The following is a 20,211-nucleotide window of genomic DNA, read 5'->3' on the forward strand; positions in this document are numbered from 1 at the left end:
ATAATACACATAGACTTACTTGGTAATGTTTGAATAATAACAAGTCTGCCTAGTTTTGTCAATGCGAAAAAGTTAAATCGTGAAGTTACTATACGTTTTTAAGTTCAAAATTCGGCTTAACGTTTTGAAAATCCGTATTTTCGCCGCTCACCATTAGGCCCATGCCCCAATCAAAATGAACCTGCTCCGATGGTTTATCCGCTGCGTCACGATATTGGAAAAGAACATTTCTGCGCGTTCTTTCACTACGGTTCACATCCGAGCCATGAATCGTCAAGTAGTTGAAAAACAATACATCGCCTGCTTTAGCCGGACAAAGCGTTCCCGAGGAGATCGGATACTCCTTATGATTAAGATAGTGTTTGCCCACATGCGGCAAAGGTCCTTGCAGATGCGAACCGGGAATCACCGCCAAGCAGCCGTTCTCCTCATCCGCGTCATCTAAATGCACGCTGGCAGCCAGCATGGAATGGTTATGATGCGGAAAATACGGGAAGTCTTGATGCATCGGGAATGCAGCGCCATTCGCAGGAGGCTTCACGAGCATTTTGGAATGATGGAGCTGAACATTGGGACCGATGATTTTGTTCAGAACGGCCGTCATTTTCGGATGAATGACTGCTCTCGTAAAGGCCGCGTCATGGTAATGCACATCGTGAAAGCCTTTCAGCACCAGCTTCTTCAACTGCTCCGGGGGAAGGAAATCGCCCTGCCAAGCATGGTTCGCATCCGCTTGATTCTGAGCTGCGCGATTAATGATCCTCTCAACCGCCGCTCTCATCTCCAGCACCTCTTCCTCATTAAACACGCCTCTTACCAGCAAATACCCGTTTTCCTTGTAAAATTGCACATCATCATTGACGTTCATATCCATTCTCCTTATCCTATAATTAGTTTGAATATACGTTAATTATAGGCGGCATATCGTAAATTCGTATTTACCCGCCAAGGACATACTTTTGCAAAATTACGCCATAGGAGCTGGTAGTTTATATGTATGCATGGCCAAAAAGCGAGGAGCGCCTCAACCGGTACGCACGCTTGCTTCAGGGGGAGAGCCTAACCGTTCATGTTTATTATTGGGGAGCGGTAAAAGGTTTGATCGAGAATGCCGTTCACAAACATTCATTTTTTGAGGTTTGCTACGTTGCAGGAGGAACTGGCGTTTACGAGGAGGGGGACAATGCTTACCCCTTGCGGGAAGGCGTTCTATTTTGTTCCCGCCCGAATATTTATCATCAAATTCGGGATGTTGACCAATTGGATTTACTATTCGTGGCCTTTGAGCTGGATGAGAAACTTTCGAAGCCGGATGAATTCGAATACTACAACCAAGCCCTGAATAGCGGACCGATCTGGACAGAGAAACAGCAGTATTCGCCGACTGTTCACATTTGGCATGCTTTGCTCTTTCCAGACGGCGAAGGTCTTGCTGCTCCGATTTCTTTAATTAACCAGCTTGCGCATGCCTTGATTCTTACTTTCCCTACGCTTGTCGGCGGGAAGAACAGTACCGCGGAAACCCTTTTGCCCGCTTCTAACGCTGCTATGCTCATCAGCCGCGCCAAGCTGTATATACGCGACAACTTGGGAGCAAACTTGAGCCTATCCGAGGTAGCAAGGTATATTAATGTATCGGAACGGCATCTTTCCAGACTATTCTCGCAGAGCATACATGAGTCATTCTCCATGCTCGTGAGATATGAGCGGATACGCGCGGCCGAGCAGCTCTTGTCGCAAACCATTATGCCCATAAAAAGCATTGCTGAACGCTGCGGGTTTTCATCCGTACATTATTTTACAAGAACCTTTGCTGAGGCTAAAGGCATTCCCCCTGCAGCTTTTCGGCAGGCAAGCCGCAGAAATATCGAACAAGAATAACCGTTCTGACCATAACGCCTCATAGGTCATGTATCGTGATTTCGCTTCTAACCATAAACCGGGCATTGACCCCGGCTTGACCGATGCCTTTTGAAATATAATAGGTTCCGTTCTGGCCCGTATGGAGTCCTTTGTAAATTCCTTTAGCCGACAGCGGGCCTTTGGGCTTAAACGCAAAAAAGAACGGCACGTTCAGCTGCTTTCCATGCAGATGGCCGGCCATTAAATAATCATAAGAATAATTGATCTTCAGTACCACGTTAGGATCATGTGTAATGATGACGATGGGCTTGCCGCTGTCGATCCCTTCAAAAGAAGGCGCGATACGGCTGCGGTGAGTACAATCATCATCAATGCCTACCAGCTGAAAATCGTCCACCGTAATATTCTCATTACGCAGTACACGAATATCATACGCATGAAAAAGCTCTAACAGCCGTTTTAAACGCGGTAGCTCGTAATCATGGTTGCCTAATACCGCAAATACAGGAACGCCGCAGTCCGCAATCATTTTGAGATAGTGCCCCGTGCGGGGAAGATAGCTCTCTTTGTACGTGTAGTCGCCTGTCAGGAATATGTAATCCGGTTTAATGTCCTCTATGGTTTTCCGAAGGCTTTCCGCACCAATGCGAAGCCTGTCAACATGCAAATCGCTAATTTGCAGAATACGCTTCCCTAGTCCGATCGGATGGGTTACCGTTTCGATTTTTAACCATTGCGTCGGCAAAATAAACAGCAGGTATAAGAGAATCGCGGTTACTGCCAAGGTTAGTATAATAGCCAAATGCGTCCTCCTATTCTGTCATTCCATACCTAAAATGAAAAAGCTGCTATTATCAGTATAGTAAAGATAACTTTATAAAGCTACCTGAAGCTGGTTGCCCAGCAGTCGGCTGAACAGTCCCTTCTTATCCTCTGCAAGAAGCAAGAAACTGCCTGTCTGCACGATTTTACCATTTTCGATCACAATAACCTGATCTGCATTCCGAATGGTCGAAAGCCTATGCGCGATAACAATAACCGTCATAATGCCTTTCAGTCGCTCGATTGCTTCTTGGATTTTAAGCTCGTTCAAGCTGTCTAGAGCACTCGTCGCCTCATCGAGAATAAGGATGGAAGGTCTTCTTAAAATAGCTCTTGCCAATACGAGCCGCTGTCTTTCCCCGCCTGACAAACGTATACCGCGATCTCCGATAATCGTATCGAGTCCTTGCGGCAGCTTTGAAACAAACTCGGCAGCTGAGGAAAACTCCATAGCCTCCCACATCTGTTCATCATTCGCATTAGGATCGACCATCAACAAGTTTTCCCTGATCGTCCCATGGAAAAGAAAGGGCTCTTGAGGAACATAGCTAATGGTTCTTCTTAGCGATAATAGATCCTCGTCGGAAAGCGTCTTGCCGTCGATAAGAACCTGACCGAGCTCTGGCTTCATAAGTCCCATCATCAGGTCGATTAATGTGCTTTTACCTGCACCCGATTGACCAACAATGGCTGTCATGCCATTAGCGGGGATTTGCAGGTTGATAGCTTCCAACGTAAACTCAGGCTGCTGCCGGTCGTAACGAAAATATACCTGGCGGCATTCGAGCTGGTGGTTGAGCTTTAGCGGCTGAGTCGATTCTCCGCCCAATATATCGGCTTCCAGCAGCTCCCTGCTGCTCAAGCATTGCTCTTGAAGCTCCATCAACATTTTGAAGGCAGGCAGAGCTGAAGCGACTTGCTCTATATTCGATTGGATCCCTGTAAAACGCGGCCATAATCGCGAGAAAATGACCATAATCAGCAATAAATAGCCTCCTTGGCTTTGAAAAAGCATCACCGAACCAAATACAAAACCGGCGATCATGATAGCCGAGAACAGCTTGTAAAAAAGCTGCGAGTTGCTTCGCACTTTTGAGCTTTCATACCTTTCCTGCGCGATCTTCTCTGACCAGCCGAGCAGCCAGCGATAACGCGAGGCTTCGAGCAAATTGCTTTTAATATCCTTCATCCCATTAAAATGATCGGTGATGCCAGCCATGTAGCTTTGAGCCAGCTCCGTTGTTGCGGCTCCGATCACCCTGGATTGCTTGATGAATCTTCTGGAGAGAAACGCAATAACCAATCCGCAGCCTAGAACGAACAATGTCATTTTGACCGAAACAAACAAAGCAATACCAACTTGTATGACCGTAAACACAGAGGACGCGATTAGCTGCAGAGATAAAAAAGCGCCGTTAGTCACACGTCCCAGCTCGCCCGTCAACGAATTAATAAGATCCGTCTTTCTCTTCTTAAGGAAGAATCCCCAATTCGCTTGCAGCAGCGCACGGTAAAGCTCCAAACGTATGCTATTCACAAAACCTGTATGTATCCGAATTTCCCGAAGACTTAGATTACGTCCGATTATTCCCTGTAAAGCGACAAGCCCAACGTATAACAATAAAATAATGAAAAGAGCTCTCTCTTTCGGAAGCTCTTGCAGTGACGATAGCCACGCAATACCGGGGAATGATGACAGCGGAATATTGACGATGCCTATAACGCTAAGCAAAGGCGCTAACAACAATATGCTTGCTCCGTCAAGTAATCCGACAAGCATCATCCCGAAGAGATTCAAGTAAAGCACCTTGCCGCCGTATGCATGCAGTTTTTTGGAGAAATACATGAGATGATTCATCGCTTCATCACTTTCCGTAACTAGTAATAGGTTGCTTGGGCAAACATGCCTGTGACCGTAAACCGATGCATTTCTTCAGCTCCGCTTACATAGAGGGGACCGCTTCGCAGCCAAGCATGCGCGATCAGTTTACCCGTTTCGTCCTTTGTCGTTCCTAAGTACAGCGTACTGCTAATGCCCCGCCTTTTAAGCATCTGCATACCTGCCATGGCTCGGGCAAGACATTTGCTATCCCAAGGCGTATGCCTGCTGGCCAGATGGATGGCAGTTCTGATCCGAACCAAGGTTTCTCTGTGCTCCGCCGATGCTTCAGTCAAGGATTCTTTCATGTATTGTCCTAGTGAAGGAGCTATTTTGCCAAATGGCTGATAGCGTATGCGAAGCCGTGCCCAGCCTAATAAAAGGGTCGCTTCTATTAATAGAAGCATCGTCTTGAAATCCAGTGAAAGCAGCACTCTCAATTTCATCAGCTTTCCCATCATATCACCGCTTAACTAAGCTTTAATATGAACGAGTCGTTCTTCCAGCAGATGGGACAAAAAGGAGAGCACCTGCTCCTCGCACACTTCTTTAGCTACTTCATATTGCTCCAGCAATGCCTCTACGACAGCTGAGATCGCGACAGGCTCTTTTATCAAATCCCAAATTTGGCTGCCCATCGTTCCGAGATTATAATATTTGCCGTTCTCTATGCTCAAAACCACTTTTTCCCCACCCATATCGCTAACGATGTTGTTGCTGTCTTGTACAATGAGCTGCTCCAATAATAAAGTATGAATGATGATCGCTTGGTTCTTTGTCATCTTCTAATCCCCCGTATGAATCGTATTTATAATGAGATCGACCAGCTCCGGTGCCGTAAAACCCGACGTCGGCCTTTGTAGATGATACATAGGCAAATCCGTCGCAAGGGCGGCTGAGCGTGTAAAATGCCAACGCGTTAAATCTAGCTTTTGTACCAAAAAATTCCTGTATGTATGCTGAAACAGAATATCCAGACGACCAAGCTTAGGAATAGAATGAATGGCAACCGACGTTGCATCCGTCATTGTTAGCTCAAACACCCCTGCTAGCGGCAACGCCATTGAGCAAAAATCGGCTTCGACCGGAATGCAAAATTTTGTTTCCCTGCCGTAAATCGTCCTAAGCTCATCGTTGCTGAGCCCAAATGCATCTAAGCTTTGCTGCCATAGCTTCTGCTGGGGATAAGCCGGAATAACAAGCGGTACAGGATCTGCCGCAGATTGCGAAACGGCAATAACGTCATCGCTTAAAAGCGAATAGCCTTTTTTTATGAAAGCGGAGGCCAGCGTTGATTTTCCGGCACCTGAGTGGCCAACGAAAGCGTAGGCTTTACCATCAATAGCAATAGCACTGCCGTGGAGAGGATAAACGCCGCGCTGCAGCAGCAAGGCACCAATACAGGTTCCAAGCACGTAGAGCCGAATCAAGTCCTCATCTGCGCCTTCATTGGGAGCAAGGATTATCCTGTCGCCGTTTTCAATCCGAAAAATTCCCGCATCCGGCATATTCACGGTTACGGTCTTATTCTCGACAACAAAGTCATATGGCATGATTTCTATTTTTTTTGAAAGAGAGCCGTCAATAACGATCTGAATATCGATAGACTCGCTTTCTCCTGAGATACTAGATAGCTCCGGCAGCGCAAGCTCGCTTGCAATGGTTAAACCAAATGCTTTGTACACTATCTTCGTTTCTGTTAGCAACAATGTCCTCACTCCGTCATTTCCTTGATAATAGCTAGAAAGCCCATATACACCAAATGTATAAGGGCTTTCCTTTTCATAACATTCATAATGACTTAGCTAGTGAAACGTGGGTTGTCGGAATATTGACCCGGCACGTATGCCTCATCAGTCAAAGGACCATTTTTAGTAGAAGCTGCCGTCATATGTACATGAAGGACCTCTAGTTCAGGTTTGTTCCATTGTTTTTTTGCTTGCATGTTTGTCACCTCCCTTCAAATCATTTTTTTAAGAAACCGATAAACAATAAGGGTACGCATAAGCAATTTAAAGTTCGGATCAATGGCATGCATTGGCTGGACGCCTTCCAGCAAACCTGAAAGGGATGTTTGCATTACCCTTGCGTCGATGAACGACATAAACGATCGATCCTCGCTCATTTGCCGCAGTTCATCGGTGAATGCGTGCCATTTCGGCAGCATGCGATGCACCCAATCCGCCCCTTGCACTCCTCTCGTACGCTGGTTCAGCCTCACCTGATCGGGTAACAGCTTTTCGGTTGCACGCCTAACCAATGCGCGATCCATTCCGTTCTGAACGTATTGACTCTCTGGAAGCGACAAACAAAACTGAATCACCCTTAGATCATTGGTCGGGTCGCGCTTCCATAAGGAATGTCTTAATGAAAGCTTTGTCGATAATGTATTGCCGGCATTCCAATGAAAGACTTCGTTAAAATGACTTTTTCTTTCTTCATATACATTTTTCGCTGCAAACCATCCCGTTTCATTAATACCGTACTCTCTAAGGCGTTGAAACACATCCGTTTTTTTAGCAAACTCAGGATGAATAATCGCCGGATAATGATATTGCTCTGTATGAGGCCGCAGCTGCTCAATGATCGGAAAAGCCGCACGGCTGACGCTTGAAAATACATGTGCTCGACCTGAACCGATATTCAAACTGTACTGTCGCATTTCGCGAAGCAGCTTGATCCATTTCATTTTTTTCAACAGTGTGGCGTAATAAGGAATGGCTGCCCCCCAAGAAATAGATAAATTCCCTCTGCCTCCATTAAGGAGCACGCCCACGCCCTGCTCCTCGGCCTTCTCGAACATCCCTTTCATCCAAAAAGAATTCTCAAAAAACTTGTAGGGCATTTCCATAATTTCTAGAAAATCATCTATCTCAGAATAAGAATCTCTTCCATGGAAATCCAGATAGTGATCCTTAATTCCTCCAACGTACCCAACTGTTGATTCTATATAGGGTCTTTCATTTGTTATCATGTATTTTGAAGTGTAATCAACGAAATCACTTGTCGGCACAAAACTAAACGTATGCAGCTTTTTATTATTCGGAAGCAATTCCTTAGATGCGAAGCTTACGATGGCTCCAGAGTCCAAACCTCCGCTAAGCTGCGCCCCAACATGACGATGAGTCCTTAATCTTGAAGTCACTGCTTGTTGAAACACATCTTGAAACGCTTCGATATAATCATTATTCGATTTGAAACGAATGCGCTCATCGGGATTAATTTGGTGATATCTTTCTAGTTTGATTCGCTCAGATGATATTGTAATCGTATGAGAGGGGGGAAGCTGTTCGATATTTTTATAGATGGTTTGCGAAGCATCGGCAACATCAACCATACCGGATATCGCAAGAAATTCAGCGAGCCATGCTTCATTAAGTTCCTTCTTCACGCCTGGAAGCGTGAGTAGAGGTTTGATCGTCGTACAAAATACGAAGCGATCCCGATTACAGTGGTAGTATAACGTTCGGCCGCCTGAGAAATCTCTTGCGCCATACAGTTTTCGCTCGCGGCAGTCCCAGATCATAAAAGCAAAATCACCAACCAAATGGACAGGAGTAGTCTCTCCCCATCTATGGTAAGCAAGCAGAATCAGCTGACTATCTGACATTTGTTCTCTTAGGTGAAGATCCACCTGCAGCTGGTTAAATAACTCTGACCGGTTATCAATAATGGCATCCGCAGTTATGACCAATCCTCTTTCCTTATCGAAAAAAGGATTGCGCTCGCCAATTGACTCTGGAGTAATCCACTGGTTATGGCAGCCTAGAAAAATATCATCCTCATGCCAAGCCTGTGCCGTATCACAAGGATAATGAGATAAAGCTTCCATTAATACGCTGCCTTGCTTCCATGCATTACTGCCATTGTCAGTTTGTAAAACTCCTGCGATAGCGCTCATCATTTCCTCCGGTGGGGTATCAAAAATCGTTCTTTATACGGAACAATATCCGAAACCGTTTATTCGTCAATTAGTTCTTAATAAAGAACATAAGTGCATATTACACCGTAATTTTGCCTTTGTCAACAACTTAACCACGATTATTTCGCACTAATCAACGATTATTGTTCTTTATTGAAAACAATATTTTTTTCTCAAAGCAATCATGTTTTTTGAAATGCATTATCCCAGATAAAAACAAAAAAATCACACACCAAAACACCCACTTATTGTTAATAATAAATGGTTTCTTTTTTCTGTATAAAAATTAATGTGAGTTATAACATACAAGCTTTCGCAATTAAGAATAATTCGTTATAATAAGACTAGTCTACAACGATGTGATAACGGAGGAGTTTGTTATGATCGGAGAACGCATTCAGATGCTGCGCAAGAGAAAAGGCCTATCCCTCACTGAGTTGTCTCAAAGGGCAGGCGTCGCAAAATCTTACTTAAGCTCCATTGAACGAGGGCTCCAGCAAAATCCTTCGATTCAATTTCTCGAAAAGGTAGGCGCCGTTTTGAATGTAACGGTCGAAGAATTTCTCAATAACGACGAAAAAACTGATCGCATGCCCGACCATTTGGATACGGAATGGGCTGACCTAGTGAGAGAAGCTATGGCTTCCGGCGTGAGCAAGGATCAGTTTAAGGAATTTTTAGAATTCAATAAATGGAAAATTAAGCGCGAATAGCGCTTTTTTCACTTTTATACGGCAGTTTCTTGAATATCGTCTTTTTTGCTTTCCTCAAGACATAGCAATACCTTGCGCACGTCTTCCTTGCTGAACCCCAAAGAACGTGCATTCATGATTAATGCTACCCACTCCATATCCAAGTCCTGATTGTCCTCTGATTTTACAAGTACCATATCCCATGTCCCCCATTCATTTTGGGACGGTTGCACCACTGACTCCATGCGTTTAAGGTGCCCAGATACTAAACGCATTTCAACGTCTCCCTATGCTTGTCACTCGCTTATATGTATTATAGACCACCAAAATTGCGCATGCTGTCGCTTCATGTCTTACAAATTTGATAGATAATTACATTTTTTGTCGAAAGACTTTAAGCAATATTAAATGGAATGGAATCAATGAACCAGGATCGTTTAGGGCTGAGTAACTACGTTTGAAATACCGATTTTTATTGCGCGGCTTTAATGTAACCAGCTGATTCACGTTCCGATATGGAAAACTCGTCTTCCCCGTAGCCGTTAGGATTAGAATGCTGCCAGCGCCAGGAATCTTCGCACATTTCTTCAATTCCATACGTCGCGGTCCAGTTCAGCTCCTCATTTGCCTTCGCTGTATCCGCGTAACAGATCGCAATATCGCCGGGTCTGCGCTCAATGAGCGCATACGGGATTCTTCTGCCGGATACCTTCTCGAACGCCGCAATCATCTCCAGCACGCTGTAGCCGCGTCCTGTTCCGAGGTTAAATATATCTACGCCTGATTTATTCATAATTTTCTCTAACGCCTTCAGATGTCCTCTGGCGAGATCCACAACGTGGATATAATCCCTCACGCCTGTACCGTCTACGGTTTCGTAGTCGCTTCCGAATACATTAACCTGCTTGAGCTTTCCGACAGCTACTTGAGATATGTATGGCATAAGATTATTTGGAATTCCATTCGGGTTTTCGCCGATTTTTCCGCTTTTATGGGCGCCAATCGGATTAAAATAACGTAAGATCGAAATTCCCCACTGCTCGCTTGACTCCGCTAAATCTTGTAGTATTTGCTCGAGCATAAGCTTCGTTCTGCCATAGGGATTGGTTGCGCTTAATGGGACGCCCTCTGATATCGGAACCTGCTCCGGCAGTCCGTATACGGTTGCTGACGAACTGAATACAAGCTTATGTACATCATGCTGCTTCATTACCTCGCACAATACTAATGTGCTTGTTATGTTCGTATGGTAATAGGACAACGGGAATCGAACGGATTCGCCAACCGCCTTCAGGCCTGCGAAATGAATCACGGCCTCGATGGAATGGTTGCTGAAGACCTCTTCCAGACCGCTGCGGTCCATAATGTCCATGTGGTAAAACGTAAATGGTTTGTTTGTGATTTCTTCTACTCTATCCAAAGAAATACGGCTGCTATTGGACAAATTATCTACGACAACAACCTCGTAACCCGCTTCCAAAAGTTCGACGCAAGTATGGCTTCCAATGTAACCCGCACCGCCGGTAACTAAAATTGCCATTTCATCACTCCTTATTAATCTCTCTAAATGAAGCAAGTTTATACCATTTTCATGCTCATTATATCAAAAAAAATCCCTGAAGCGTGAAATATCTCCAGGGAAGTTTATTTTATTTTTATAAACCGCGGCATTTAATTTCATTAAACGCTGCCTAGATCGGTGTTGTCTACCAGCCTGACGTAAGGAGCAGTACCGGCAACCGTAACCCCTTTGAAAACAGACTTCGCTATGGTCACGGATTGATTTTGGCGCAGCCAGTGGAGATTGATTTTACTGTTCTCGAAATGTGATTGCACAATTGCAGCTTTGTTCGTGTTATCGGCTTTTCCGACAGATGCATTCAAAAAGGTTGAGCCTGTCACGACCGCGTTACCGTCCAGCACCAAGCCTAAATTTTGAAACAAGCCGTTGCGCATGGTAATCTGTCTCTTATATTTGGCATCGGTGGAGCCTAATTGGACATCGCTATTGCCTAACGCAGGAGTTTTTGCTCTCAGAAACTCGCTGTTGCTGACATGGCAGCCTTCAAATCTAGCTGAGCCCTCAATGACGGTAAGACCTTCAATGATATTGGGACGTCCAGCATAATCTTGAGGAACCGAGACCGCAACATCATAGTTTTTTATGGTTGCATTTTTAATCACGGCGCCTGCGGCCAATATATTAAAGTTTGGCGTTGATGCATTATCTTTGCGCCAATCCCTCTCTATCGTAATATTTGTGATATAACATCTACCATAATTGAATCTTCCTACATGAAAGCCTGCTTGACCGGCGTCCGTAACCATCACCGGCGCTCCCCCCGGCGTCTCAGAAACCTGAAAGCTTAACGAAGTGACATTGACGGTATAATATAGTTTATCGACACTGATTCCTGACGGAACTTTACCTATCCATTGTTCAAATGAAACCTGCGCGCCATTGCCCATGCCGTGCGCTGCTTTAAGAGTAAAGGTCCCTGTAGCCATGTTTACCGTCGGCGATCCGAAGTACCCGTAAACACTTGACCCATAAACGGAGCCATTCGCGACTTTGCAGTTTTGGACAACTGCCCCTCTTACATCCAAAAACTTTAAATTACCGTTTTGAATAACGGCACCGTTTACAAAGTTATCTCCTTGCACCCAAAGCTCGCAGCCAATAAACGTATTATCCAAATATTTAACATAAGGAAAATTAGGATTAGAGCTTATGCCCCCGACGTTACCGCCTTCGAACGTATTTTTAGAAACCGTGACATAGGTGCCGTCAGCATTAACGAAATGTCCCCTCGCATTGCTATAAATATGATTTTCTGATACAAAAATTCGATAATTAAGCTCTATTCCATTTGGACGTTCTGCTGATTTATAAGGAATATTGGTCTCCCCATACATAGATTCGATATCGATACCGAACATTGGAGGCGTACCGTTTCTGAAGTTTGTCGTTACACCGTCTTCGTCATAGCCGATATGATGAATTTTGTTACGGAAAATATGCGTGTCGCTGGTGGACGTTATTGATATTCCTTGTCTCCGGCAATGGTGTATATGGCAATCATGAATGCGTATTTGCCGTCCCATCTGCTCTTGCGAATACATAGCTGGATCGATTTGGTATTTCTCCCAACCTGTAAAAATGCCGTCCCCCGTACAATCCGTAATTTCAGTATTACTAATCTCAATATTGCTAGAACCGAATATGCCTATGCCGCATCCACTTTCATGCGTAAAGTAGGAATTGTCTACCTTGGCTTGAATTGCTGTTATTTGAGCATCGGTAAGAGGTGACGTCAATGGAATCGCAAAAATCATTTTATTGTTTTTGCTTAAATCTTTCTCTTCGTTAAGGAACCATCCTCTTCCGGCAGCGCCGGCTGGCGCGAATACTCCATTATTGCGGGAGCCCGTCAGCGTTGCTTTTGATATCGTATCTTTGTATTGATAGAAATGATAGGCAGAAGCATTAACGCCCGGTATGTTCCACAGCCGAAAGCTCGCAAGAAGTCCTGGGTTAGCATACCGGTCAATCACTTCGCTGCGAATCCAGTTTGGATCATTATTCAATGTCCCATCCGCATTAACCCCGCCTCGAACAAACTTCACAAAAATTTCGTATACATGCGTCTTTTTGTCGCCAACCAGTTTGCCGCCGGACACTTTTGCGTATTGAATCGCTCTCATATCAATAATCGAATAATTTGGCGATGAATTCGCTTCAAGTGCAATGACAGAGTCCTGCTCAAGCTCAAAATACATGCCGCTCTGCATATTAATCGCTACTAGAGTGCTAGGATCCAGCTTCACGTTAAAGGTTCCGCTCGGAAGAACGACATGGGAGTAGCCCTGCTGCTTGGCCCACATTATTGCTTCATTAATGCCTTTAGTCGTTTCAGCTGCATTGGATCCATCATTGCTTATATTAAAACGGTCTAGCTCTATGCGGTAAGACGTATGTTGATTCATAGCCTTCACCTTCCTTTTACCGCTATCGTATGTAGCTTGTCAGTAAAAGGTTACTTGTTTCCGCCAATCTCCAGGCTGTGGCTGCGCTTAGCTGCTTTCTTGAAAATGGTATTAAATCGCGGAATTTTTTTCATCAAGCTTCTAACTATTCCCATTAAATATTTAAATTGTTCCGTTTTATAAAATACGCTTATGTAAATAACATTAACAAGAACGACACAAACGAAGCTTTTTACGATAAGCCATATAAATGTAGTAGATGGAATGAATTGGATAACGAATCCGACAGCAACGCAAACGACGAGTCCAAGGGCGGTATACAGCACATAACTGATATAGTATTTTTTAACCGGTTGTTTAAAAACCTTTTGATAAACAAGCATTGGCGTATACCAGAACGGCACGGCTAACGCGCTGATGATATTCCCTATAAATACGCCTAGAATGCCTAAGTAGTGAACTAGAATGAGAGATACGGCCAGGTTGATGCCTGCCTGAATAATCGGTGCATACCGGTCCTCGTGGAAAATTCCGGCGGTTGCTTTTACGGCGCTCAAAGAATTGCGCATTCCTCTTTCATAGAACATGACTACTAATACGAGCAATACGGCATTTGTCATCGTAAACTCCGGACCTAGCCATAGCGCGACTAGCGGTTCGATGAGCAAATATAGACCGATGGATAGAAGTGAATATAACCAAAAATTAAGCAGATACGTAACCTTGAAAATACGATAGACGGCATCTGCGCTTTCTTTCGCAATCAAATTCCCTAAGCTGTGGTACATGTTGGCAAAAACCTGGTTGAGCAAGGTACGGCAAATATCAATTAGCATTTTATAATTTGAATACAGCCCTACGGCCGCAATGCTTACAAAAGTAGAAATAAGAATGCTGTCTACGCCGAAAATAAAATAGTTTCCGACATTTTGCAAAATAATAGCTTTCATGTTTTTGATAAAATTTGCTTTCGTTTCCGGATCGAGCTTGGCTTTGATCTTCTGCTTCAGGAAGGGATACATTTTATTAACAATTAAAACCAATACGGCGGATGTTATAATCGAAAGCACGCTCTCGATTACGAGATATAAAATATAGTTTTCAGTATAGTATAGGATTGCGATTTTCATAGAGGTTGAAATAATGGCGGAGATCGAAAATACGGCTGTTACGATATAATTCTTCTGGCTAACATTTAAAAAAGATTGTTTATAGACAAATAAATAAGGAGCAGCCGTATTCACTAGAAAAAGCAAATAGATGATTTGCAAATTTTCCACGCTCGTTTCCTTGATAAAAAAATCAAGAAAAGGCATTACCCCTAAACCAAGCACTGTCACTAAGCCTGCTATGACCAAATAGGCTTTTTTATATAATTGCATCAGCGCATGGATCTTTGGTTGATTATTATCCGCGATCGGTTTATATAAATTGTATATAATGCTTGAGCCTATCCCTGCCTCGGCCAGCGACAGCATCGCAAGAATACTCGTGAATAGGCCGTTGATACCCAAATATTCAATACCGAGGCTATTAATAAAGACCGTTCTGGAAATAAAACTTAATACGGTTATAATTAGCTGATTACCTAACCCAACACCAATATTCAACAATGAGCTTTTTACTCGCATGTAAATCTCCTATCTAATTAAACGCTGATGGATAAAGAAATATGTAACAATTGGATCTTTTTTATAAGAAGATTAGGTTATTTTATTCATCATATCCAAAATCAAAGGCTAACTCTTTTTTTATTACGTCGATCTGAGATCTTGTTTTATAGGGCCAATAAGTATCGTAAACAGGCTTTTCTTTTAAAAAACCTCTATGTTTTTCAAGATAATTCTCCGTATTCCCTATTATTTTTGCCGGATTGCCTGCTACGATGGAGTTATCTGGTACATCCTTCGTAACAATTGATCCAGCTGCAACAATTACGTCGTTTCCAATGCGCACGTTACATAAAATTAAGCTGTTATACCCGATAAAGACCCTATCTCCTATCTTTACCCTACCAATCTTTGATTTCCCAAAGTGGAGTTTCGTGCTTGCATCATGTGCTAATATCGTACTATTAGTAATTGTGACATCGTCGCCAATCTCAACCAGCCAACAATGACCATAATCAATATGACTATTGAAAAAGTTAAAATTCTTACCGAAAGTCAGCCCTCGTTCTTTTAATATTTCCAACTCTGTTTTAGGATACAATTTGTTTTTAATCCGCGCTTTAACAGATTTCAATATTCTCATTAACATGGGATAATCACCTCTCTATTGCCCTTGATTGGAAATTAGCAATCCGTATGCAAAAACCTTGCGTAAAAGGCAAAATATTAAATAACATCGAATATACGCCTATGTCCTTGGTGTCGCCTTGCGAGAAATCTACTGCTCCGTTTCTTCTCGTTACTTTCATGAGATATTGGATTGCTAAATCCGCACCTTTAGAGCAAGCTTCTGTTAGTTCATCAATTTGTGACGCTTGTAATAAAAACCAAGCCAAGGTCGCGGTCGTAGATGAGTCTGCTCTTGTCTCTTGCCGTGTCACCGTCCAGTTCCAGTTCCCTTCCGGCCCTTGGAAAGCTAGAATGGATCGTGCAAATTTCATCACAAACTGCTTGAGAATTGGTTTTGCAGCATGGTCATCAGGCAGCTCGCGCCAAGCATCGCTTAGTCCGATGGCCAGCCATCCCAGCCCGCGTCCCCAGCCGAATAAGCCAAGAGGCAATGCATTTTCCGTATGATAAGCATGGCTTGGAATAAAATGATCATCGAGCATGCCGTATCTTTCGTATTGTTCCAGCTGCTTCACTGCTAATTGGACACATTCCGGCTTGTTATACTTCATGCCATAGGAAACAAGAAACGGACAAATAAATCCAATCGTATCCACGTATCGATACGTCTTCATGAATTTACGATATTGTACTGTCCCGTCTTCACCGATATGCGATTGAATAAGCTCCCAGGTGCTATCGAGTGCAGGCTTGAAATTGTTGCTATCGATACAATCAAGCTTCATTACCCCGTATGCTAGGATGGCTGAATCGATATAAGCCGGTTTCTCCCGCCATTGCCCATTCCCGTCGAACTTTGCTTTCAGGAATTGATCTACGCTTGTTTTTAGTTTATGGTCTGTTCCATTCTTCAAGCATTCGGATAGTCCTAACAACAACGACGCTTCCTGCCAGTGCTGAATGACGCTCTTGGAATAATTCCCTTTTATCATGTCGATCGCCACGAGCCGCACATTGTCCGTAACTTTAATTTTTGGTGTATGATTAAGCCAATTAACGCCAATTTGCGTTATGGATTGATTCCATTCTTGTTTGTTCCGGTGTCTGCCAATATGTATTCTGCTCAGCCAGTCCCTGCCGATTGGAAAAATATCAATGAAGATAACAATAAGGATGATTCCTACAAAAACAGCAGCTAGAATTTCTAGCATGATATTCGCTCCCCTATAAACAATTATATCAATGCGTATAGCTTTTCAATTTCCGACTCGCTTCCAAGCTGTTCTTGCGCAAGCTGCTCCGAAAAAAACAGCCGTAGGTTTTTGTCCTCTATTAATCGCCTAATTCCTTCATTTAAAGCGGCTGCGTTCATGTCTACGATTAACCCGTTATGATTATGTATAATTTGATCCTTTGCCGTACTGAAATTAGTAACGATAATAGGTTTCTTTAATATTTTTGCTTCATCAATCGCAATGGATTTACCTTCAAAGCGTGAAGGCTGAACATAAATATCAGCTTCCTGGATATAAGGATAGGGATTTTCTTTGATCCCGATAAGAAAGAAATGATTGGTAAGCCCGCTCTCCTCGATGAGAGACTCTAGCTTCACTCTTTCTTCCCCTTCTCCAATTACATACCATTTAAAGTCGTAGCCTTGATGAACTAACGCTTTAGATGCTTCAATCGCAAGCTCAAAGCCCTTCTGGTAGTTCAACCGTCCAATGGAAACAATGGTGATTCCTTTGTGTTGTTCCAGTTCCGTCTTGTCTAATGACATCCTGTTAATAATAGAAGGCGAAACAATGTTATGTATGACTTTAATTTTTTGTTTATATTGCGGGAATTTCTGTTCCAGCACTTCTCCGCATCCATCAGATACCGTAACGAGGTAATCCAGCTTCCCGAAGAAGGGAATATCCAGGTTTGAATCCATTCGCAGCTTCTCGTAATCATTATGAATAAACCCTATCTTTTTCATAGCATTAACTTTCTCAACCGCAAAATAGACCGGGTTTTTCTCAAGAAATCCAATCGCCACATCGTACTTTTTGTTCAGTCTGGGCAACGCCCTTGATAAATGCTTCCAGGCGCGCTGCTCGCGTTTGGCCGGGTTTTTCTCTGTCGTAAAGATATAACCGGCTTTCACTCTTGAGAAGGCAAGTCTATATCTTCCCGATTTTAGACAACTCACGCATGCCGATTTAATCGACATATCGAAGTAATGATACAGAGGAGGTTCTTCTAACACGGTCACTTGTTCCGGAAGTTTATCCAGAAAAATGCCTTCATGCTTGAACAAATATAAATCAACTTCATAGCGTGAATAATCAATCGTTTGAAATAAGGACAATAGTGATTTTTCTGCGCCGCCGCAATTCAAGTTATTCATAACGAACAGTAATTTTTTCTTCATACTTAGCCACCTATGCAAGAAGTTGGTAGAGCTTCATTATTTCCTCTTCGGTCCCTAGCTTTTGTCTTGATAGCTGCTCAACCATCGTTAGGCTCAAGCTTTGGTCCGTCAAAAGCTTTTCAATGCCGCTTGCTATAGCCTCAGCATCCATATCTACGATAAGGCCGTCAATTCCATCATTGATTTGATCTTTTGCCGTATTAAACCTCGTGATTACGATCGGTTTATTCAAAATCTTGGCTTCATCAATCGCAATGGATTTCCCTTCGAACTTGGAAGTTTGCACGTAAATATCGGATTGCTTGATATAGGTATACGGATTGGACTTCAAACCTAGGAGCTTAAAATGCTTTTCAAGCCCGAGTTCGGCTATCAAGCTTAAAAGCGTTTCTCGCTCTTTGCCTTCGCCTATTATGTTCCATTGGATGTTGTATCCGCGGTCCACCAAAATTTTACAGGCAGCAATCGCCATCTCAAAGCCCTTCTCATGATTAAGCCTTCCCACGGAAAGAATTACGGCTTCATCTTCTTTTCGTCCATATACATCTTGATGTTCTTTATCCGCCATGCTTTTGATAACGGAAGGAGAAACGATGTTATGGATCACATTAACCTTAGGAGCTTGCATCGGAAATCTTCTTTTTAAAATATTCGAGCATTCCTCCGATACCGTGACAATGTGATCCAACTGTTTGAAATAATGGATATCAAAATCGGGGTTCATGCCTAATTTGTCATAATCCGTATGAATCCAACCAATTTTCTTGCCTGCATGAACCTTCTCTACGCAAAAATAAATCGATGTTTTCTCCAAGAAGCCGATCGCGGCATCATAGGTTTGACTCAAAGGCAATAGTGAACTGGCTAAGTATTTCCAGCTATTTTGCTCGCCGATCGATGTCTGCTTGTTGCTTCTATTTTTCACGCTGAACATAATCCGGTTTAAGGCGAGCATCAGGTTTCCCCTGCTTAGAAATTGTTGGACCGATTCGGCCAGTGATTTTCCGAATATTTGAAAAGCAACCGGCAATGGCAGCACGCGAACTTGTTTCGGCAGAAGCTCCATAAATAATCCTTCATGATTCAATAAGAACAAATCTACTTCGTATTGATCAAAATCGATTTGGCTTAATAAATTGACCAAGCTCTTTTCTCCGCCGCCCGAATTCAAGCTAGGGATGACGAATAATAAGTTCTTCTTCATTGCAACCTCCCTAGGCAAGCTCTTTAATATACTCAACCGCTTTATATGACATTTTCTTAATCCCAGGGATCGCATGCTTCAGTCTTTTAATCAATAGTTCCTCTTCATTAACCATTTCATCGAACTTCTCGATTAGCCTTGCGCTATTCGATATTTCATCAATGCCCAGAACAAGCTTTTCTTCGCCAAATATATCTTTTGCGATACCTTTGGATTTAACGCTGTAACCGAGCACCATGGTAGGAACATAATTGGAGTACGCGGCGATCGTTGCATGAGTGCGCGCTCCGATAAAAAACCTCATTTTTGCAATGTATCCCTTATATTGAATGGCTGTCAGATGATCCGGCAAAAGGATCACTCTTCCTGTATGCTTATAGGTTTCATAATAGCTGCTTAAAACCTCGTAATCGTTGTTTCCGTTAATAATGACATGGGGCGTCAAGGCTATCGTCATATCCGTGGTGTCTAGAATATGCCGAATCAATTCATCAACTGCGGCTTGGGATTGCTTGTTTCGCTTCCATACTAACGGACTAAAGTTCAGTCCAACCGTATTCCCTTCCTGCCAGCCTTCCGGGAACGCCAGCTCTTCCTTTTCCATTGTAAAAGCCGGATCTGCGCAAAGCTTTACGTTAGTAAGCCCCTTGCTAATCAGCATGTTATAGGTTAGCGATTCGCGGGATAAAATGAGATCGAACAGCTTCAGATCTTCCAGCTTTCTCTCTGACATATCCTCTTCTCCGATCGAGCATCCCCAAAGCACAAGTTTTTTACCTTGGGCTTTCACCCGCCTGTCAATTTCGTACCAGCCAGGCTGCTCCCCGTAACAATAATTATCTCCGCCTATGGATAAACAGACATCCATATCCTTGATGTTTTTGATAATGTTGTGATGAATTTTCCCTAATGCGTAGGATTCATCTTGAAAAAACTTTAGCTTCATAGAGGATAAAAACCAATCGTAGGAATATTTTTTTATCGAGAGCGTTGATCCGTCATAGACGCCGTCCAGCTTCGCGATCACTTTATCCGTTTCAGGCTGTGCCGATGCTAAATATACTTTCGCTCCGTCGATCTTTTCCTTTAATATTGCGGTAGATGACCGGACAATGGCTTCGCATCCGCGGTTAAGACTTCCGTCATGGGCAAACATCATTATTTTCAAAACAAACTCCTCCAATTG

19 protein-coding genes and 1 riboswitch are annotated in these 20,211 nt (G+C 43.3%); of the genes, 2 read left to right on the forward strand and 17 right to left on the reverse strand.

The window, feature by feature from the left end:
• Nucleotides 1–88 precede the first annotated feature (88 nt).
• The gene (locus MRBLPE1_RS07525) at nt 89–868 is read right to left on the reverse strand and encodes a phytanoyl-CoA dioxygenase family protein (RefSeq protein ID WP_364143530.1); all 780 of its coding nucleotides are present in this window, start codon (nt 866–868) and stop codon (nt 89–91) included.
• 125 nt (nt 869–993) lie between these two features.
• On the opposite strand from MRBLPE1_RS07525, the gene MRBLPE1_RS07530 reads away from it, so the two are divergent.
• Nucleotides 994–1,881, forward strand: coding sequence for an AraC family transcriptional regulator (locus MRBLPE1_RS07530; protein ID WP_364143532.1), 888 nt, complete (start codon nt 994–996; stop codon nt 1,879–1,881).
• 19 nt (nt 1,882–1,900) lie between these two features.
• On the opposite strand, the gene MRBLPE1_RS07535 is transcribed toward MRBLPE1_RS07530, so the two are convergent.
• The 7 genes from MRBLPE1_RS07535 to MRBLPE1_RS07565 form a co-directional block, all read right to left on the reverse strand.
• Nucleotides 1,901–2,665 (reverse strand): metallophosphoesterase, encoded by a 765-nt coding sequence (locus MRBLPE1_RS07535; protein ID WP_364143535.1) that lies wholly within the window; start codon nt 2,663–2,665, stop codon nt 1,901–1,903.
• A 72-nt stretch (nt 2,666–2,737) separates the two neighbouring features.
• The gene (locus tag MRBLPE1_RS07540) at nt 2,738–4,543 is read right to left on the reverse strand and encodes an ABC transporter ATP-binding protein (protein WP_364143537.1); all 1,806 of its coding nucleotides are present in this window, start codon (nt 4,541–4,543) and stop codon (nt 2,738–2,740) included.
• 20 nt (nt 4,544–4,563) lie between these two features.
• Nucleotides 4,564–5,022 carry a lasso peptide biosynthesis B2 protein gene (locus MRBLPE1_RS07545; protein WP_364143540.1) on the reverse strand — a complete coding sequence of 153 codons (459 nt, stop codon included), beginning with the start codon at nt 5,020–5,022 and terminating at the stop codon, nt 4,564–4,566.
• 15 nt (nt 5,023–5,037) lie between these two features.
• Nucleotides 5,038–5,346: a lasso peptide biosynthesis PqqD family chaperone gene (locus tag MRBLPE1_RS07550; RefSeq protein WP_364143543.1), complete on the reverse strand. Its 309-nt coding sequence runs from the start codon at nt 5,344–5,346 to the stop codon at nt 5,038–5,040.
• Between the two features lie 3 nt (nt 5,347–5,349).
• Nucleotides 5,350–6,282 carry an aldolase gene (locus tag MRBLPE1_RS07555; protein WP_364143545.1) on the reverse strand — a complete coding sequence of 311 codons (933 nt, stop codon included), beginning with the start codon at nt 6,280–6,282 and terminating at the stop codon, nt 5,350–5,352.
• Nucleotides 6,283–6,365: 83 nt separating this feature from the next.
• On the reverse strand, nt 6,366–6,509 hold the full coding sequence (locus MRBLPE1_RS07560; RefSeq protein ID WP_364143547.1) for a paeninodin family lasso peptide: 144 nt from the start codon (nt 6,507–6,509) through the stop codon (nt 6,366–6,368).
• 15 nt (nt 6,510–6,524) lie between these two features.
• Complete coding sequence (locus MRBLPE1_RS07565) at nt 6,525–8,465, reverse strand: lasso peptide isopeptide bond-forming cyclase (RefSeq protein ID WP_364143550.1); 1,941 nt, start codon at nt 8,463–8,465, stop codon at nt 6,525–6,527.
• A 401-nt stretch (nt 8,466–8,866) separates the two neighbouring features.
• Between MRBLPE1_RS07565 and MRBLPE1_RS07570 the strand changes: the two genes are divergently transcribed.
• Nucleotides 8,867–9,199, forward strand: coding sequence for a helix-turn-helix domain-containing protein (locus tag MRBLPE1_RS07570; RefSeq protein WP_364143553.1), 333 nt, complete (start codon nt 8,867–8,869; stop codon nt 9,197–9,199).
• A gap of 14 nt (nt 9,200–9,213) precedes the next feature.
• On the opposite strand, the gene MRBLPE1_RS07575 is transcribed toward MRBLPE1_RS07570, so the two are convergent.
• The 9 genes from MRBLPE1_RS07575 to MRBLPE1_RS07615 all read right to left on the reverse strand — a co-directional run bounded on the left by MRBLPE1_RS07575 (nt 9,214) and on the right by MRBLPE1_RS07615 (nt 20,193).
• Nucleotides 9,214–9,375: an anti-repressor SinI family protein gene (locus tag MRBLPE1_RS07575; RefSeq protein ID WP_364143556.1), complete on the reverse strand. Its 162-nt coding sequence runs from the start codon at nt 9,373–9,375 to the stop codon at nt 9,214–9,216.
• A 15-nt stretch (nt 9,376–9,390) separates the two neighbouring features.
• Nucleotides 9,391–9,472: riboswitch (cyclic di-GMP riboswitch) on the reverse strand.
• A 178-nt stretch (nt 9,473–9,650) separates the two neighbouring features.
• Nucleotides 9,651–10,718, reverse strand: a complete 1,068-nt coding sequence (galE, locus tag MRBLPE1_RS07580) for a UDP-glucose 4-epimerase GalE (RefSeq protein WP_364143559.1) — start codon at nt 10,716–10,718, stop codon at nt 9,651–9,653.
• A 140-nt stretch (nt 10,719–10,858) separates the two neighbouring features.
• On the reverse strand, nt 10,859–13,165 hold the full coding sequence (locus MRBLPE1_RS07585) for a right-handed parallel beta-helix repeat-containing protein (protein WP_364143561.1): 2,307 nt from the start codon (nt 13,163–13,165) through the stop codon (nt 10,859–10,861).
• A 50-nt stretch (nt 13,166–13,215) separates the two neighbouring features.
• Nucleotides 13,216–14,796, reverse strand: coding sequence for a lipopolysaccharide biosynthesis protein (locus MRBLPE1_RS07590; protein WP_364143564.1), 1,581 nt, complete (start codon nt 14,794–14,796; stop codon nt 13,216–13,218).
• Nucleotides 14,797–14,878: 82 nt separating this feature from the next.
• A complete protein-coding gene (locus MRBLPE1_RS07595) occupies nt 14,879–15,424 on the reverse strand; it encodes an acyltransferase (protein ID WP_364143567.1) in 546 nt (181 codons plus the stop codon).
• Between the two features lie 7 nt (nt 15,425–15,431).
• Nucleotides 15,432–16,619 carry a glycoside hydrolase family 88 protein gene (locus MRBLPE1_RS07600; RefSeq protein ID WP_364144545.1) on the reverse strand — a complete coding sequence of 396 codons (1,188 nt, stop codon included), beginning with the start codon at nt 16,617–16,619 and terminating at the stop codon, nt 15,432–15,434.
• 20 nt (nt 16,620–16,639) lie between these two features.
• A complete protein-coding gene (locus tag MRBLPE1_RS07605) occupies nt 16,640–17,821 on the reverse strand; it encodes a glycosyltransferase (protein WP_364143570.1) in 1,182 nt (393 codons plus the stop codon).
• Between the two features lie 10 nt (nt 17,822–17,831).
• A complete protein-coding gene (locus tag MRBLPE1_RS07610) occupies nt 17,832–19,025 on the reverse strand; it encodes a glycosyltransferase (RefSeq protein ID WP_364143573.1) in 1,194 nt (397 codons plus the stop codon).
• Nucleotides 19,026–19,035: 10 nt separating this feature from the next.
• Nucleotides 19,036–20,193 (reverse strand): polysaccharide pyruvyl transferase family protein, encoded by a 1,158-nt coding sequence (locus tag MRBLPE1_RS07615; RefSeq protein ID WP_364143575.1) that lies wholly within the window; start codon nt 20,191–20,193, stop codon nt 19,036–19,038.
• Between the last annotated feature and the right edge of the window lie 18 nt (nt 20,194–20,211).

This window comes from Paenibacillus sp. LPE1-1-1.1 (assembly GCF_040676435.1).
Classification (GTDB): domain Bacteria; phylum Bacillota; class Bacilli; order Paenibacillales; family Paenibacillaceae; genus Pristimantibacillus.